Source organism: Ruoffia sp. FAM 26254 (assembly GCF_045528545.1).
Lineage (GTDB): Bacteria > Bacillota > Bacilli > Lactobacillales > Aerococcaceae > Ruoffia > Ruoffia halotolerans.
On record NZ_JBGQQY010000002.1, the window covers coordinates 63,730 to 79,155 of the forward strand.

General features: G+C 37.1%; 14 protein-coding genes. 2 read left to right on the plus strand and 12 right to left on the minus strand.

What is annotated here, in order from left to right:
• Nucleotides 1-18: 18 nt before the first annotated feature.
• Both ACEN3Z_RS01090 and secG read right to left on the minus strand, forming a co-directional pair.
• Nucleotides 19-768, minus strand: a complete 750-nt coding sequence (locus tag ACEN3Z_RS01090) for an alpha/beta hydrolase (protein ID WP_407089222.1) — start codon at nucleotides 766-768, stop codon at nucleotides 19-21.
• Nucleotides 769-917: 149 nt separating this feature from the next.
• On the minus strand, nucleotides 918-1,148 hold the full coding sequence (gene secG, locus ACEN3Z_RS01095; RefSeq protein WP_407089223.1) for a preprotein translocase subunit SecG: 231 nt from the start codon (nucleotides 1,146-1,148) through the stop codon (nucleotides 918-920).
• Between the two features lie 214 nt (nucleotides 1,149-1,362).
• On the opposite strand from secG, the gene ACEN3Z_RS01100 reads away from it, so the two are divergent.
• Together ACEN3Z_RS01100 and ACEN3Z_RS01105 are read left to right on the plus strand one after the other, a co-directional pair.
• Entirely contained in the window at nucleotides 1,363-1,653 is a 291-nt protein-coding gene (locus ACEN3Z_RS01100; protein ID WP_197104493.1) for a helix-turn-helix transcriptional regulator, read from the plus strand.
• A gap of 29 nt (nucleotides 1,654-1,682) precedes the next feature.
• A complete protein-coding gene (locus ACEN3Z_RS01105; protein ID WP_407089224.1) occupies nucleotides 1,683-2,297 on the plus strand; it encodes an NUDIX hydrolase in 615 nt (204 codons plus the stop codon).
• A 37-nt stretch (nucleotides 2,298-2,334) separates the two neighbouring features.
• Here ACEN3Z_RS01105 and ACEN3Z_RS01110 read toward each other — a convergent pair whose 3' ends face one another.
• The 10 genes from ACEN3Z_RS01110 to ACEN3Z_RS01155 all read right to left on the minus strand — a co-directional run bounded on the left by ACEN3Z_RS01110 (nucleotide 2,335) and on the right by ACEN3Z_RS01155 (nucleotide 15,396).
• Entirely contained in the window at nucleotides 2,335-3,120 is a 786-nt protein-coding gene (locus ACEN3Z_RS01110) for a PHP domain-containing protein (RefSeq protein ID WP_407089225.1), read from the minus strand.
• A 160-nt stretch (nucleotides 3,121-3,280) separates the two neighbouring features.
• Nucleotides 3,281-5,101 carry an LPXTG cell wall anchor domain-containing protein gene (locus ACEN3Z_RS01115; protein ID WP_407089226.1) on the minus strand — a complete coding sequence of 607 codons (1,821 nt, stop codon included), beginning with the start codon at nucleotides 5,099-5,101 and terminating at the stop codon, nucleotides 3,281-3,283.
• Nucleotides 5,102-5,287: 186 nt separating this feature from the next.
• Complete coding sequence (gene eno / locus ACEN3Z_RS01120; RefSeq protein ID WP_407089227.1) at nucleotides 5,288-6,589, minus strand: phosphopyruvate hydratase; 1,302 nt, start codon at nucleotides 6,587-6,589, stop codon at nucleotides 5,288-5,290.
• A gap of 105 nt (nucleotides 6,590-6,694) precedes the next feature.
• Nucleotides 6,695-8,224 (minus strand): 2,3-bisphosphoglycerate-independent phosphoglycerate mutase, encoded by a 1,530-nt coding sequence (gene gpmI / locus ACEN3Z_RS01125; protein ID WP_407089228.1) that lies wholly within the window; start codon nucleotides 8,222-8,224, stop codon nucleotides 6,695-6,697.
• Entirely contained in the window at nucleotides 8,224-8,982 is a 759-nt protein-coding gene (gene tpiA, locus ACEN3Z_RS01130; RefSeq protein WP_138405476.1) for a triose-phosphate isomerase, read from the minus strand. Before tpiA ends, gpmI begins: the two co-directional genes overlap by 1 nt.
• A 33-nt stretch (nucleotides 8,983-9,015) precedes the next feature.
• Nucleotides 9,016-10,206: a phosphoglycerate kinase gene (locus tag ACEN3Z_RS01135; protein WP_209494335.1), complete on the minus strand. Its 1,191-nt coding sequence runs from the start codon at nucleotides 10,204-10,206 to the stop codon at nucleotides 9,016-9,018.
• Between the two features lie 103 nt (nucleotides 10,207-10,309).
• A complete protein-coding gene (gap, locus tag ACEN3Z_RS01140; protein ID WP_138405478.1) occupies nucleotides 10,310-11,314 on the minus strand; it encodes a type I glyceraldehyde-3-phosphate dehydrogenase in 1,005 nt (334 codons plus the stop codon).
• A gap of 28 nt (nucleotides 11,315-11,342) precedes the next feature.
• Entirely contained in the window at nucleotides 11,343-12,389 is a 1,047-nt protein-coding gene (locus tag ACEN3Z_RS01145) for a sugar-binding transcriptional regulator (protein ID WP_407089229.1), read from the minus strand.
• Nucleotides 12,390-12,707: 318 nt separating this feature from the next.
• Nucleotides 12,708-13,307: an ATP-dependent Clp endopeptidase proteolytic subunit ClpP gene (clpP, locus tag ACEN3Z_RS01150; protein ID WP_138405480.1), complete on the minus strand. Its 600-nt coding sequence runs from the start codon at nucleotides 13,305-13,307 to the stop codon at nucleotides 12,708-12,710.
• 196 nt (nucleotides 13,308-13,503) lie between these two features.
• Nucleotides 13,504-15,396, minus strand: coding sequence for a metallophosphoesterase (locus tag ACEN3Z_RS01155; protein WP_407089230.1), 1,893 nt, complete (start codon nucleotides 15,394-15,396; stop codon nucleotides 13,504-13,506).
• Nucleotides 15,397-15,426: the final 30 nt, after the last annotated feature.

Here is a 15,426-nt window from a genome sequence, read left to right on the forward strand (position 1 = left end):
ACAATATTTATTGTACGACTATTTAAATCTTGTTATAAAGTCGAAAAGTGCTGCTTCAAAATCTTTACGATTTCGATTCACCGTAATCACGTGCGTGTTTTCTGGGAACCAATTGAAGTCCACTTTCGCGTTTACTAACACACTTTGTAATTTTTCTGCATCGTCTTCATTGATCATCTCATCCTTACCTGATTGTGCGATAAAAAATGGTTGTTCGATATTTTCAAGTTGACCTTGGAATTCGCTCTTGAAAGCTTCAAGTTGCTTCATTTGGTCTCTATGCTTAGTGAGGATGCCGTCGATCTCTTGATTGTAATTATCTTCAGATGAAAAGCGTTTAAATATCGCTTTAACATAAGAAATAAAATGCACTTCAACATCAATTGGTTTCTCAGTGTATACTGGTGAGTTAAATACTCCCCCACCTTGAATTTCAAGATTTGACTGAGACATTAACCATGTCGCAAATATACCGCCCAATGACAAGCCAAAGACAAGTATTCTGTCATACTCACCTTGCATGGCTTCAACCGCATCCAAGGCTTGTTGCTTCCATGTATTAATATCTGCATTCAAAATATCATTCATATCTTTTGTGGCATGCCCTTCAAATTTTGGACATAATACGCCGTAACCGCTGCGATTTAGCTCTCTCGCTAATAGATTCACATCATTTGGTGAGCCGGTATAGGCGTGGAATAAAATGATTCCAATCTCTTTATTCTCACCTTCATAATACTTTGCATCTTTTATTTCGTTTAATTTCAAGTATGAACCCTCCCAAAAACTTTATAAACAAAGTTTACATGATATTGATCAATAGTTAAACTAATAAGATTAAAAAAAGAACAAGCCCATATAGCAATCCATCAAGCACGAATTACTTTGAACATTGTTCTGATTAATTAATATATAACTTATTTATTTGATAAATAAGCCAATGTAATTGTTAAGACAAAGAATAAAATTCCTAAAATAGTTGTTGCACGAATTAAGAAAACTTCAAATCCTCTTGCACGTGTCTTCGGTTGTCCGTCATCGCCCCCACCGAGCATACTTGCTGCATTACTCTTAGATGGTTGCATAACAACAAAAATAATCATTAAAATTGCTACAATAATCAAAGCTGTAAGTAAAACTTGATACAAAGGTCTTACCTCCTCTATAAAATATCCATTACTCATAATATCATTTATTATATATATTATCAATTAATGTTCCTGCTAATAATCATTATACTGTAAATCCTAATTAACAATCAACCGCAATCTGACGAAATTATCATCACCCATGCGACTTTCTTTGACACAGCAAATTCAAACATGATAAATTATGAGTATTGATAAAGAATGGAGTAATCAAATGCAAAATGAAGAGAACATACTAGCGGTCAGTCGCTACTTTAAAATACTAAGTGATTATAATCGCTTATCAATTCTTTACTTACTCAAAGAACAGAAACGTTCAGTCTCTCAGATTGTTGAAGCCTTGCATTTAGAGCAATCAGCGGTATCACACCAATTAAAGATATTAAGAGACTCACGCTTAGTCAAAGCGGAACGACAAGGTAAATCAATGATTTATGAATTAGATGATGATCATGTCTTCACTATCCTTCATCAAATTGTTGATCACGTCCAAGAAAACGAATAAGTCTAGCTAATTGAAAGGAAATGATTCATGTGTCAAAGCAATGGTTAGAATGGGCAAAAGAATTGCAAGCCCTTGCCCAAACCGGTCTTCACTACACAAAAGATGTCTATGATAAAGAACGATTCCAGAGAATCCGCGAGATGAGTTGGCAAATGCTCGCAACCTTAAACGATAGCGACATGAATGAGATCAAAGCATTATTCCACATTGAAGACGGCTACCAAACACCCAAAGTCGATACACGAGCGGTTGTTTGGAAAGAGGATAAGATCCTTTTAGTCCAAGAGAATGACGGTCGTTGGGCCCTTCCTGGTGGTTGGATGGACATTACAGAAACCGTCTCATCTAATGCCGAAAAAGAATTGTTCGAAGAAGCTGGTGTGGTTGGAAAAGCAGACCGAATTATTGCCATCCATGACCATCACCGCCATAACGCTGTGAATCAAATTTTTACTATTATTAAAATTTTCGTAGAATGTCACTATATTAACGGTGAATTCAAACTAAACAGTGAAACAATCGGCATGGACTTTTTCGATATGGACCATTTACCAACGTTAAATGACGGCAAAACAACTTATGAACAAATAGAACTATGCTGGCGTGCACATAAAGATGAGTCATTTAAAATTGAATTCGATTAAAAAAAGCCTTCTTGCCTCAGCAAGAAGGTTTTATTTATTATTGGGGTATATCAACGTAATGTGGGACACCTTTTTGGAATACAACTAATTGATTCACATCATGATTTCTCAATTTGTTAAAAGCTTCTTCAAACCCTAACTGATAATCTCCGGCCACATGCGCATCAGAACTTACTGTGAACATGTCTCCCCCAGCACTTTTATATAAATCAATCGCATAGTCATAAAGATGGTCGTTGTCATAACGATACATACTTCGAGTATTTAATTCTAATGCTTGTTCATTTGACACCATGGTTTCAAAGATTTGAAGAAGTAAGTCCTCACTATCATGTAAATCTTCAACCTTCACTGCATCGTAGCCTCTCAGCCCAAAATCAAAATGCGCTAAAACATTCGCATATGGAGCGTTTCTAACGGCTTCCAGCATCAAACCGAAGTATTCCTCTAGATGTGTCTTCAAGTCCTTTACATCGTGGTTTAAGGTCATAAAACCATGTCTTCCGTTATGATGGATACTGAGTAACTTAATATCATAGTCTTTTCCTTCTAAAAACTGTTCAATCTTATCTCGATCGGCATAAGTAAACCCAATCTCAATCCCTCGAAGAAGACGATTATCATATTCTTCGTTCAACTCAGCAATCTTCTTCGAATAACCTTCGTAATCTGGAATCACATCATCGTGCGATTGATCTGGACTATAGAAATCAATGTGCTCTGTCGTTACAACAGGCAATTCGCCTTGAGATAAATAATTCTCAAATTGTTCTTTTGAATCGGGAGAAAAATATGTGTGTAAGTGTTGATCGTAATATTGCATAATAGCTCCTTTTCATCTGAATATACTATAATACGGTTTAAACAAATCCTCCTTAATTATATCGAAAATACGCAACACTTCAAAATTCTTGCACTGTATTTGAGAGCTAAAAATAGCAAAATAAAAAAGCCGCTAGCCTTAACTAGCGACTTGAGATTCGTTAAGCTTCTTTATTATTCACAAAGTAATCTCTCAATAAGAGGGCAGCTCCAACTAGTCCTACAATAGCAATCATAATATATGTGCTATAACTTGTTCTAGTTTCACCTGTATTCGGTAATGTTGGTGCTGTATTTTCCTCATCTTCATCAGGAACTTGAGTCGATGTTGTACGCACTCCGTATTCCTGAACTAAGACTTGACTTAATGCTTCTAAATTCTCTTCACCGTTCTGTAACCAAACGGTATACTCTTCCCATAATAATTCTTGGTCAGATACACGTTCATTCAATGAAGCTTCTTCTAGATTATAACGGTTGATTAATTCTCCACGAATGTAAGCAATCGTATCTTCGAATACTTCAGGATAATCACGTAATGCCCAGTTATAAGCAGTACTTGGGTCTCCACCTTCTTCATTAATTTGCTCTGTATATGAAATCCAAGTTGTTGCCGGAATCGCTTCGAATTGGTCTGGTGTAATTGGTGTTGACTCAATCATCACCGTTCTAATTCTTTCAAGTTCAGTTTCTCCAGGTGTCTCTTCGTCATCTTGAATAACATCATGTTCCTCAATTAGACGTTGTGCTAATGTTTCAAAGTCTTCGGTGTTACCTGCTTCCACCCATACCGAATATTCTAACCACAGTAAGTCAATATCTGATACTGAGTTTAAAGACTCCTCATTTAAATTATAATCTGAAACTAATGTTCCACGAATATAAGCAATGGTATCTTCAAACACTTCTGGATAATCTTCGACAGCCCAATTATAAACGGTACTTGGGTCTCCACCACCTTCATTCACTCGATCTGAATACTCTAACCAGCTAGTTGCTGGAATGGCTTCAAATTGGTCATCTGTTAAAGGTGTTGCATCAATCATCGATTGTTTGATCGCTTCTAGACGTTCATCGCCAGGCGATTCTTCGTCATCATCTTGAGTAACATCATGCTCGTCAATTAGACGTTGTGCTAATGTTTCAAAGTCTTCAGTGTTACCTGCATCAACCCATACTGAATATTCTAACCATAGTAAGTCAATATCCGATACTGAGTTTAAAGATTCCTCATTTAAGTTATAGTCTGAAACTAAAGTTCCACAAATATAATTCAAAGTTTCCTCAAACACTTCTGGATAATCTTCGACAGCATTATTATAAACTGTACTTGGGTCTCCACCACCTTCATTGACTTCATCAGCATAACCTAACCAATCTTGAGCAGGAATCGCATCAAACTGTTCATCTGTTAAAGGTGTAGAAGCTAACATCGTTTCTTTCAATGCTTCTACTCGTTCATTATCATCTTGGCCGTATTCTACTCCGAAGTCTTCCACTAAAGCATCAGCCAGCGCTGGTAAATCTTCTTGACCGTCTGCAGCCACCCAAATTTGGTATTCTAACCATAATAAATCTCGATCACTTACAGTATTTAAGCTTTCTTCATCAAGATTATAGTTTTCAACCATTGCTATACGGAAATTTGTCGCTTCTGGTTCAAATACTTCTGGATAATCTTCGATGGCCCAGTCATAAACTGCACTTGGGTCTCCTCCTTGATTATTACCTTGTTCAACATAAGCCAACCACGCATCTTCAGAGATTTGCGCAAATTGATTTTCTGTTATAGGAGTTGCATCTATCATTGATTGTTTAATTGCTTCGATATCACTTGCATTTGTTTCACTTGAAGCTTGCGCTTCTACAAGTGCTAAGTTACTTGCTAAACCGTCATTTGGTGCCAAAGGAGCAACATTTGCCAGTGCAGAAAGGGACAGAATTGTGAGAAGTTTTTTATTGAATTTTGTATTGATTTTCATTTTTTATGACCTCCTTAAAGGTAGATATACATTTTCTTACTTCTCTACTACCTTTAGTATGCATGACAAGTATGACTATTGTATGAAGGTTCACTTAAAATTGCAAGTGTTTTCGACATAGAAATTATGAACCACAAAAAAAGAGCAACTAGCTTAGCTAGTCGCCCTTTTCTACCTTGCAAATAATTATTTGTTATCTAAGTTGTAGAATGCGTCTTTTCCGTCGTAAGCTGCAACATCAGCTAACATATCTTCGATACGTAATAATTGGTTGTATTTAGCAACACGGTCAGTACGTGATAATGAACCAGTCTTAATTTGACCAGCATTAGTTGCAACAGCAATGTCAGAGATAGTTGTATCTTCTGTCTCTCCTGAACGGTGAGAAATTACTGCTGTATAACCAGCTTTTTTAGCCATTTCAATCGCGTCAAATGTTTCAGTTAAAGTACCGATTTGGTTAACTTTGATTAAGATTGAGTTACCAACGTTTTCTTTGATACCGCGAGCAAGAACTTCAGTATTTGTAACGAATAAATCGTCACCAACTAATTGAACTTTACTTCCTAAACGTTCAGTAAGTAATTTCCATCCGTCCCAGTCGTTTTCGTCCATACCATCTTCGATAGAGATGATTGGGTATTTATTAACTAATTCTTCTAAGTAGTCAACTTGTTCTTCAGCAGAACGTTTTGCTCCGTTTTCACCTTCGAATTTAGCATAGTTGTATACGCCATCTTCGTAGAATTCTGAAGAAGCAACGTCGAATCCTAAGAATACATCTTTACCTGGTTCTAAACCAGCTTTTTTGATTGCTGCTAAGATTGTTTCAACACCATCTTCTGTACCTTCGAAACGCGGCGCGAATCCACCTTCGTCACCAACAGAAGTTTCTAATCCACGTTCGCTTAATAATGATTTAAGTGCGTGGAAGATTTCAGCACCCCAACGTAGAGCTTCTTTGAAACTTTCTGCTCCAGAAGGAATAATCATGAATTCTTGGAAAGCGATTGGTGCATCTGAGTGAGATCCACCGTTAATGATGTTCATCATTGGTGTTGGTAATAATTTAGTGTTAAATCCACCTAAATATTGGTATAAAGGAATATTTAAGAAATCTGCAGCTGCACGTGCAACAGCAATCGATACACCTAAGATAGCGTTAGCTCCTAATTTACCTTTGTTCGGAGTACCATCTAACTCGATCATTAATTTATCAATGGCTTGTTGTTCTAATACATCATAGCCTAATAATGCTTCAGCGATTACGTTATTCACGTTATCAACAGCTTTAAGGACACCTTTACCTAAATAACGGTCTTTGTCTCCATCACGTAACTCAACAGCTTCGTGTTCACCAGTTGACGCACCTGAAGGTACGATTCCGCGACCAAAAGCTCCGCTTTCTGTATAAACTTCTACCTCAACTGTAGGGTTTCCACGTGAGTCTAAAACTTCTCTTGCATAAATATCTGTAATAAATGGCATATTTTATTCTCTCCTTTAGTTTGTTAGGCATGAATTGACTCCATACCTTACTCTTCTATTCTATAAATTATTTACTCAAAAAGCAAAGCATATCGGATGTTTTGCTTATTTAATTAAGCTTGTTCCTGTCATGTCTTCAGGTTTTTCAACACCAACTAAGTCTAATAATGTTGGAGCAAGGTCAGCTAAGCGACCTCCGTCTCTTAATTCAACACCTTCCTTAGTCACAATCACTGGAACTGGGTTTGTTGTATGAGCTGTCATTGGATTTCCTTCGATATCAATCACTTCATCAGAGTTACCGTGGTCAGCTGTAATAATCGCAGCTCCACCTTTTTCTAGTATTAAATCAACCACAGCACCAAGACACTCGTCTACTGCTTCAATTGCTTTCACAGTAGGTTCTAACATACCACTATGTCCAACCATATCAGGATTTGCAAAGTTTAAGATAATCGCATCGATCGTTTCTTCGTTGATTTTTTGCACTAAGGCATCTTTCACCTCGTAAGCTGACATTTCAGGTTGTAGGTCATAAGTCGCTACTTTTGGTGAAGGGATTAGGATACGTTCTTCACCTGCATACTCTTTATGACGTCCCCCACTCATAAAGAATGTAACGTGTGGATATTTCTCAGTCTCAGCAATTCTTAGTTGTGTCTTATCAGCATCTGCTAATACTTCCCCAACAGTATTGACTAAGTCTTCTTTCTTGAATGCAACTTCTGCTACAACCGTATCACTGTAAGGTGAGAATGTTGTCATGTAGTTGTCCGTTGGAGTTTCACCACGGTCAAAATCTTTAAAACCTGGGTTTGATAAAGCTGTAGCTAATTGAATCGCACGGTCAGGTCGGAAGTTGAAGAATACGATTGAGTCACCATCGTTTACTGTACCGACTGGTTTGTCGTTTTCATCTTTAATTGTAAATGGAACAACAAACTCATCAACAATATCTTCTTCGTAAGAACGCTCTACGCCTTCTTTAGCTGAAGAAGCTGTTCTACCTTCACCATGAACGATTGCATCATAAGCTAACTGAACACGTTCCCAACGATTGTCACGGTCCATTGCATAGTAACGACCTGAAATTGTTGCGAATTTACCTACGCCAATTTCTTCGAATGCTTTCTCAGAATCATCAATATATTTCACAGCGGTTCTCGGTCCAACATCACGCCCATCAAGGAAACCATGAACATATACTTCTTCTAATCCATACTTTTTAGCTAATTTAACTAAAGCAATTAAATGTTTGTAATGTGAGTGGACACCACCGTCAGATAATAGCCCCATTAAATGTAAAGCTGTTCCTTTTCTTTTTGCTTCTTCAACAGCTTTAACTAATTCAGGCACTTCGTAAAATGATTCGTCTTCAATCGCTAAATTAATACGAGTTAAAGATTGGTATACTATACGACCTGCACCGATGTTTAAATGACCAACTTCAGAGTTCCCCATTTGGCCATCAGGTAAACCGACGTCTCGTCCTGATGCTTTTAATTGGTTATGTGGAAACTGGTTCCAATAACGATCAAAGTTAGGTTTTTTCGCTGCTTTTACCGCATTACCACTGACTTCATCGCGAATTGCGAATCCGTCTAAGATAATTAAGGCATATGGGATTTTACTCATTATTTTACTGCCTCCAATAATTCGATGAATGAATCAGCTTCTAGACTTGCTCCTCCAACTAATGCACCGTCAATATGTTCTTGTGCCATATATTCAGCAATATTATTTGGTTTTACAGATCCACCGTATTGAATACGTACTTTTTCAGCTGTTTCTTCTGATGTAACTTCTGCAATAGCTTTACGAACTACGCCACAAGTTTCATTTGCTAATTCAGCAGATGATGATTTACCTGTTCCGATTGCCCAGATTGGTTCGTAAGCAACAACTGATGAAGCGATTTGTTCTTCAGTTAAACCTTCTAATGCTGCTTTTACTTGTCCAGATACAAAGTCAGCTGTTTCTCCAGCTTCACGTTGCTCTAAAGTTTCTCCACAGCAAATGATTGGTAACATACCGTTACGTAAGATTGCTTTTGCTTTTTTGTTGATGTCTTCGTCAGTTTCTCCAAAGTATTCTCTACGTTCGGAGTGTCCGATAATTACATATTCAACACCTAAATCAGCCAATGCTTTAGGACTTGTTTCCCCAGTGAATGCACCTTCATCTTCGAAGTAGCTGTTTTGTGCAGCTGTTCTTAATTCAGTACCTTCACTTAAACGTTTAATTGTTTCTAAAAATAGTGCTGGTGCACCTACGACAGAATCTACAGCATCCGCTGAAGGGATTTTCCCTTTAACTGCTTCAACAAAATCTGCAGCTTCTTGAGCTGTTTTGTTCATTTTCCAGTTACCAGCAATAATTGGTTTACGTGACATATATATACTCTCCTTAATTTAAAGTCTCAGTAATTATTTCTCGTCGATTGAAGTAACACCTGGTAATTCAGTACCTTCTAGATAGTTTAATGAAGCTCCTCCACCTGTTGAGATGTGTGAGAATTTATCTTCATAACCTAATTGTGCGACCGCAGTTGCTGAATCTCCCCCACCAACAATTGTCGTCGCGTTTTCTAGATCAGCAATGGCTTCACAAACACCAATGGTTCCTTTTGCGAATGATTCCATCTCGAATACACCCATTGGGCCATTCCATACAACTGTTTTAGCATCTTTTAATACATCTTCGAATACTTTAACAGATTCTGGTCCACAGTCTAATCCTTGCCAGTCAGCAGGGATATCATCTACAGAAACAACGTCTGTATTTGCGTCATTTGAAAAATCATCTGCAATGACTACATCTACTGGTAAAACAATTTTGTCTCCAGCAGTTTCTAGTAATTCTTTAGCTAAAGGAATACGGTCTTCCTCTAATAATGATTCTCCAACTTCTTTACCTTGTGCTTTCAAGAATGTGTAAGCCATTCCTCCACCGATAATTACTTTATCAGCTTTGTTTAATAATGATTCGATAACTTTAATCTTATCAGATACTTTCGCACCACCTAAGATAGCTACAAATGGACGTTCAGGATTATCAACTGCGTCTCCTAAGAATTTTAATTCTTTTTCAACTAAGAATCCTACAGCAGAGTCTAAGTTTGATGCAATTCCAACGTTTGATGCGTGAGCACGGTGAGTTGTTCCGAATGCATCGTTTACGAATAAGTCACCTAATGAAGCCCAGTATTTACCTAATTCTGGATCATTCTTAGATTCTTTCTTACCTTCTAAATCTTCGTAGCGAGTGTTTTGAACTAATAAAACGCCACCCTCAGATAGGTTAGCTACTGCTTCTTCTAATTCTTCTCCACGTGTTTTGTCTGAGAAAAGAACTTCTTTATCTAATAACTCGCTTAAACGTTTTGCAACTGGTTCTAAACTGTTGTTAGCTTTATCTTCTTCAGTTTTAATACGTCCTAAGTGAGAGAACAATACTACTTTCGCATTGTTTTCTATTAAATAATTGATTGTTGGTAAAGCCGCTTCGATACGGTTATCGTTGGTGATTTTTCCATCAGCCATAGGTACGTTGAAGTCAACGCGGACTAAGACTGTCTTACCATTTACTTGAATATCATTTAATGTTTTCTTTGCCATTATATATCCTCCTATATAAAGTCCTTAAAAAAATAATAGCGGGGAAGCTTAAGCCTCCCCGCTATTTTGGATAGACGCTTAGGTATAAACGCTATGCAATTAATTATAATTTAGCGAAGTATTCTAAAGTACGAACCATGTTTCCTACGAAGCCAGCTTCGTTGTCATACCAAGCAACAGTTTTAACTAATTGAGATCCATCAGCTGCTTCTTGGATTTCAGTTAATGTAGAATCAAAGATTGATCCTGCATGTGTTGAAATAATATCTGAAGAAACAATTGCATCTTCATTGTATGCAAATGAATCGTTTGAAGCTTTTTTCATAGCTGCGTTGATTTCATCAACAGTAGTGTTTTTCTCTAATAATGAATAGAAGATTGTGTGTGAACCAGTGATTGTTGGAACACGTAATGCTGATCCATCTAATAATCCATTAACTTCTGGGATTACTTTACCGATTGCTTTTGCAGCACCAGTAGATGATGGGATAATGTTTTGTGCTGCTGCACGTCCATCACGGAAGCTTCCGCTTGGTGAATCTTGTAATACTTGTGATGAAGTGTAAGCATGAACTGTAACCATGTTACCAGCTTTAATTCCATATTCATTATGTAATACATTAACTACTGGAGCTAATGAGTTAGTTGTACATGATGCTGCTGAAATAATAACGTCATCAGAAGATAAGATATCTTCGTTAACACCGAATACAATTGTTTTAGTATCTGCATCTTTAGCTGGTGCAGAGATAACTACACGTTTAGCACCTGCATTGATATGTGCTTGTGATTTTTCAGCTGAAGTGTAGAATCCAGTACTTTCGATGACGATATCTACTCCAAGGTCTCCCCATGGTAAGTTATTAGCATCTTTTTCAGCAAATACTTTAATTTCTTTACCGTCAACTACTAAACTTTCACCTTGTAATTCAACATCGTGATCAAAACGTCCGTGAGCTGTATCATATTTTAATAAGTAAGCTAAGTTATCATTATCAGTTAAATCGTTAACTGCAACAACCTCTAAATCTGCGTTTGTTTCTAAAATACGACGGAATACTAAACGTCCGATACGTCCAAAACCATTAATACCAACTTTTACTGCCATTAAAAAATTCCTCCTTAAGGATTTTATTTCAAAGGGTCTCCCCATTTAAAACCATATTTGCTAAACCTTCATCACAGATTAACCATCCATGACTCGGGGCTTTTTGAAAGAACGCTTCTAAAGCTTTCGCCTTAGAAGATCCTCCCACGATTGTAAGTAACAAAGGTATATTAGATAAATCTTTAAATTTCAACCCTATCCTAGGATAACGTAAAACCGTTTCTCCATAAGAATCGAAAAATATACCAAATGCTTCTCCAACGGCGTGTCCATTCTCGATAATTTCTTGTTGTTCGTCTGTAATCTCTCTACGTTCCGCCATTACATTAGCAGTTCCTATACTTAATAACAAGCAATTTGCACTCTTACTCATATCAATGACTTCTTTAATCATTGGATCTTTGAGCAATATCTCCGAAGTTTCTTTACCTAAATTCTCAGGTATAAACAACGGAATATACTTAGAGTCTGTTTGCTGCGCCATTAAGCTCCCCACGCTATTTGATTGGATATTAATCGAACTTCCCAATCCTCCACGTGAAGGAACGAATGTAATACTTCTTCCATCTGATAATTCTGGTGTGAATGATTCTGCTACTTTAGATAAAGTAGATCCACCTGTAACTGCAACCACATTATCACCTTCAGGTAAGTGTTTGTCCAAAATTAAATGAACGACTTGACCTAAGAACTGATAAACTGATGCATCTTTATCTGCATCACCTGGTACAATCCGACAATGTTCAATATTAAGCTTTCTCTTTACAGCCTCTTCCACTTCGTAAAACTTATGTTGTTGTTGATTAAGCAAATGCTCATCAATCATCACAATAAGGTCTCTCCCTTGTTGTGTTAGTTTTACGCCACTACGGTTTACGGATACGAGTGATTGACTTTTCAGCATCTCTAATATCGTTCTTACCGTTCTTTCAGTGAAATTAGTCTGTTGTGAAATAAACTTACGACCAATTCGTTTGTTTACATCATCCAAAACACGTAATACTGCGAGCCTCTCAGCTAACAAATCACTCACTTCAGGAACAATTGACTGAATAATTGTGAATATATCGGCCATTAATTCCCTCCTAGATGGTCAAAAGGCGACCATTACATACAGAGCTACAACTCACTCAGAAAATCTAAATGAGTCTCACACCATGTCATTATCATACCATGACTTGAGTCACCTTGCAACTGAAAAGCTCTTTATCCTGGCTAAAAAACAACCTAACGGGTCACAATATGTCCAACGAGGTCAGTTATTATTAATTTATTAGGAATAAAACCAAACAAATACGCCCGTACAATGCTATTATCGCACGAAATACCTAAGTATTGCGAGTAATATCCATTGAACGGACGTATAAATTATAGATTATTTATCTATGTCATATTATTTTTTATTTAAAGCTTTGCTACTTTCCATGATTCCATCAATTAAGCCGTATTCAAGTGCTTCTTCAGCTGTTTTGAAATTATCACGATCAGTATCTTGCTCAATGACTTCAATTGGTTGACCTGTTTTGTCACTTAAGATTTTATTTAAACGCTCACGAGTTTTAAGTATATGACGAGCAGCAATTTCAATCTCTGTTGCTTGTCCTTGTGCGCCACCTAATGGTTGGTGAATCATTACCTCAGCATTTGGTAAAGCCCAGCGTTTACCTTTCTCTCCGGCTGCTAATAAAACTGAAGCCATTGATGCTGCCATACCGATAACAATTGTTTGTACATCTGCATTAATAAAGTTCATTGTATCGTACATAGCCATCCCAGCTGTTACACTCCCACCTGGTGAGTTAATATATAGGAAGATATCTTTTTCTGGATCTTGTGCGTCCAAGAATAAAAGTTGAGCAATCACTGAGTTTGCTACGTTATCATCGATTTGACCACTTAACATAATAATTCTGTCTTTTAGTAAACGTGAATAAATATCATAAGCACGTTCTCCACGTGATGTTTGTTCTATTACTGTAGGTACTAAATTCATAGTATTCCTCCTTCGCGAATTTAAAGCTGTTAAACAACTTTCTAACCAAGTATAACTCATAGGTCAATAAAGGTCAAGAATATTACTCGGTAAGATTTTTTGCATTATTTACCCCTTATATCGACGTACTAATATACAAAAATAAAGAAGCCGAGTTTTTACACTCAGCTTCTGATTAGTTCTTTATCAATCTTGATTATTCTGCAGACTCTTCAGATTCTTCTGAACTTTCTTCAGATGTTTCTTCTTCAGTTGAAGATTCTTCTGAGCTTTCTTCAGATGACTCTTCTGAACTTTCTTCTGAGCTCTCTTCAGATGTTTCTTCTGAAGCTGCTTCTTCAGTACCTTCTTCTGTAGTTTCTCCACCTTTAGTAATTCCGAATGAGTGAACGATTGATACTGTACGTTCTTCACCTTCGTGTAAGTTACCTTCGATTTGGTAGATATCTACTCTTAATTCATCTCCACTTACAGTATATGCAGCGAAGTTTTGAACTGCTGAATCACGGTTGTTTGAATGACTTGTATCGAATGCTTCTGATTCTTGTGGTTGTCCACCGAATGCGAATAAGTTGTTATAGTAATCAACGTCTTCTTGAGTCATCCAATCTAAGTTAGGTCGAACAGTGTGTACGTGTTCTACACCTTTAGAATAAATATCGTCATACTCTTTAGTACCATCAGTGTTTGGTAATACGAAGATTGTTCCTTGAGGATTTACGTAATACTCTACATCACCTTCTGTAGTCGTTTCAGCTTCATCCACAACACCGTTAGAGAAGTTCTCATCAGTTGGAACATAGTTTAATGGTTTAGTACGTGAAATTACGTGGTCATGACCTTGTAAAGCTAAATCAACATCTAACTCGTCAATTAATTCCATGAATTCTTCACGAACTAATTGAACATCTGTATCTTGTAATGAGTGATATGATTTAGAGAATAATGGTTTGTGGTAAGATAATACAACCCACTCAGCACCATTAGCACGTGCTTCTTCAACGTCATTTCTGATCCAATCAATTTGTTCTTGTCCTAAAGCTTTTCCTTCTGGATTATCTTCAGATTCTTTGTTGTCGTTAGTGTTTGCTACAACAAAGTGAACACCGTTATAATCGAATGAGTAGTATGATCCACCATCGACAGCATCGTTTTCAGCTGGAACGTTAATATGCTCATTAAATTTAGTTGTTAATTGAGGATCTCCATATGATAAGGCATACTCATCGTGGTTACCTGCTGCAACAGCGAATGGTACTTGTAAGATAGACTCTTTAGATTGCTCTAAGATGTCAACCCACTCATCTTCAACTTCAGCAACTTCAACCACGTCACCTGTATGTAATACGAAATCTGCTTCAGTTTCTTCTAATGCTGTAGCAACAGTGTCAGCACCAAATGCTGCTTCGTTATATACATGCTCATTCCAGTATGCGTTTTGAGTATCTGTATATTGTACGAATGTAAATTCTTCTCCTGCTTCACCAGCAGTTGTGAAAGTACCTACTTCACTTGTTTCTCCTGCTTCACTACCTACTTGATAGTAGTAAGTTGTGTTTGGCTCTAAGCCTTCTGCATTTGCTTTATATGAATATTCAGTCACTTCTACTAAATCCATCGATCCAACAGCTGAACCTGAAGTCCATTCTGGACCTGAAACATTCTCGTCAGTATAGTATCCGTTAACTTGTGGTTCGCCGTTATCGTCAGTGACTACTTCGCCTTCTTCATCATATTCGATGTCAGCAAAGATAAAGTAACCATTCTCATCACGTTCACCATAAGTGTTTACTACTTCTTCTGCAGTCGCTTCAAATTCTAAGGCGTCACTTAAATCTTCATTAGTAGAAACCCAAACTTTAGCATCTTCAGCTAATTCAGTTGTGTACCAGTTGAATCCCATTTGCGTACTAGGATCACCATTAAACGTAGTAATAAGACGGTTTGGCGTATTATTAGGTGCTACCTCCGCTACAGTTGGCTTTTCTTCACTTCGTTCAATATCTTGTGCTAATGTCGCTACTGGTGAGAGTAATTGAGCAGCAAGTAATGATCCAGTGATCAATTTCTTAAGACTTAAATTTTTCATTCTTTGAAATCCTCCTCATATTTTTATAAG

Coding starts and splice junctions, on each gene's coding strand:
- ACEN3Z_RS01100 (WP_197104493.1), top strand. CDS start 1,363: ATGCAAAATGAAGAGAACATACTAGCGGTCAGTCGCTACTTTAAAATA.
- ACEN3Z_RS01110 (WP_407089225.1), bottom strand. CDS start 3,120: ATGCAATATTACGATCAACACTTACACACATATTTTTCTCCCGATTCA.
- ACEN3Z_RS01115 (WP_407089226.1), bottom strand. CDS start 5,101: ATGAAAATCAATACAAAATTCAATAAAAAACTTCTCACAATTCTGTCC.
- eno (WP_407089227.1), bottom strand. CDS start 6,589: ATGCCATTTATTACAGATATTTATGCAAGAGAAGTTTTAGACTCACGT.
- gpmI (WP_407089228.1), bottom strand. CDS start 8,224: ATGAGTAAAATCCCATATGCCTTAATTATCTTAGACGGATTCGCAATT.
- tpiA (WP_138405476.1), bottom strand. CDS start 8,982: ATGTCACGTAAACCAATTATTGCTGGTAACTGGAAAATGAACAAAACA.
- ACEN3Z_RS01135 (WP_209494335.1), bottom strand. CDS start 10,206: ATGGCAAAGAAAACATTAAATGATATTCAAGTAAATGGTAAGACAGTC.
- gap (WP_138405478.1), bottom strand. CDS start 11,314: ATGGCAGTAAAAGTTGGTATTAATGGTTTTGGACGTATCGGACGTTTA.
- ACEN3Z_RS01145 (WP_407089229.1), bottom strand. CDS start 12,389: ATGGCCGATATATTCACAATTATTCAGTCAATTGTTCCTGAAGTGAGT.
- clpP (WP_138405480.1), bottom strand. CDS start 13,307: ATGAATTTAGTACCTACAGTAATAGAACAAACATCACGTGGAGAACGT.
- ACEN3Z_RS01155 (WP_407089230.1), bottom strand. CDS start 15,396: ATGAAAAATTTAAGTCTTAAGAAATTGATCACTGGATCATTACTTGCT.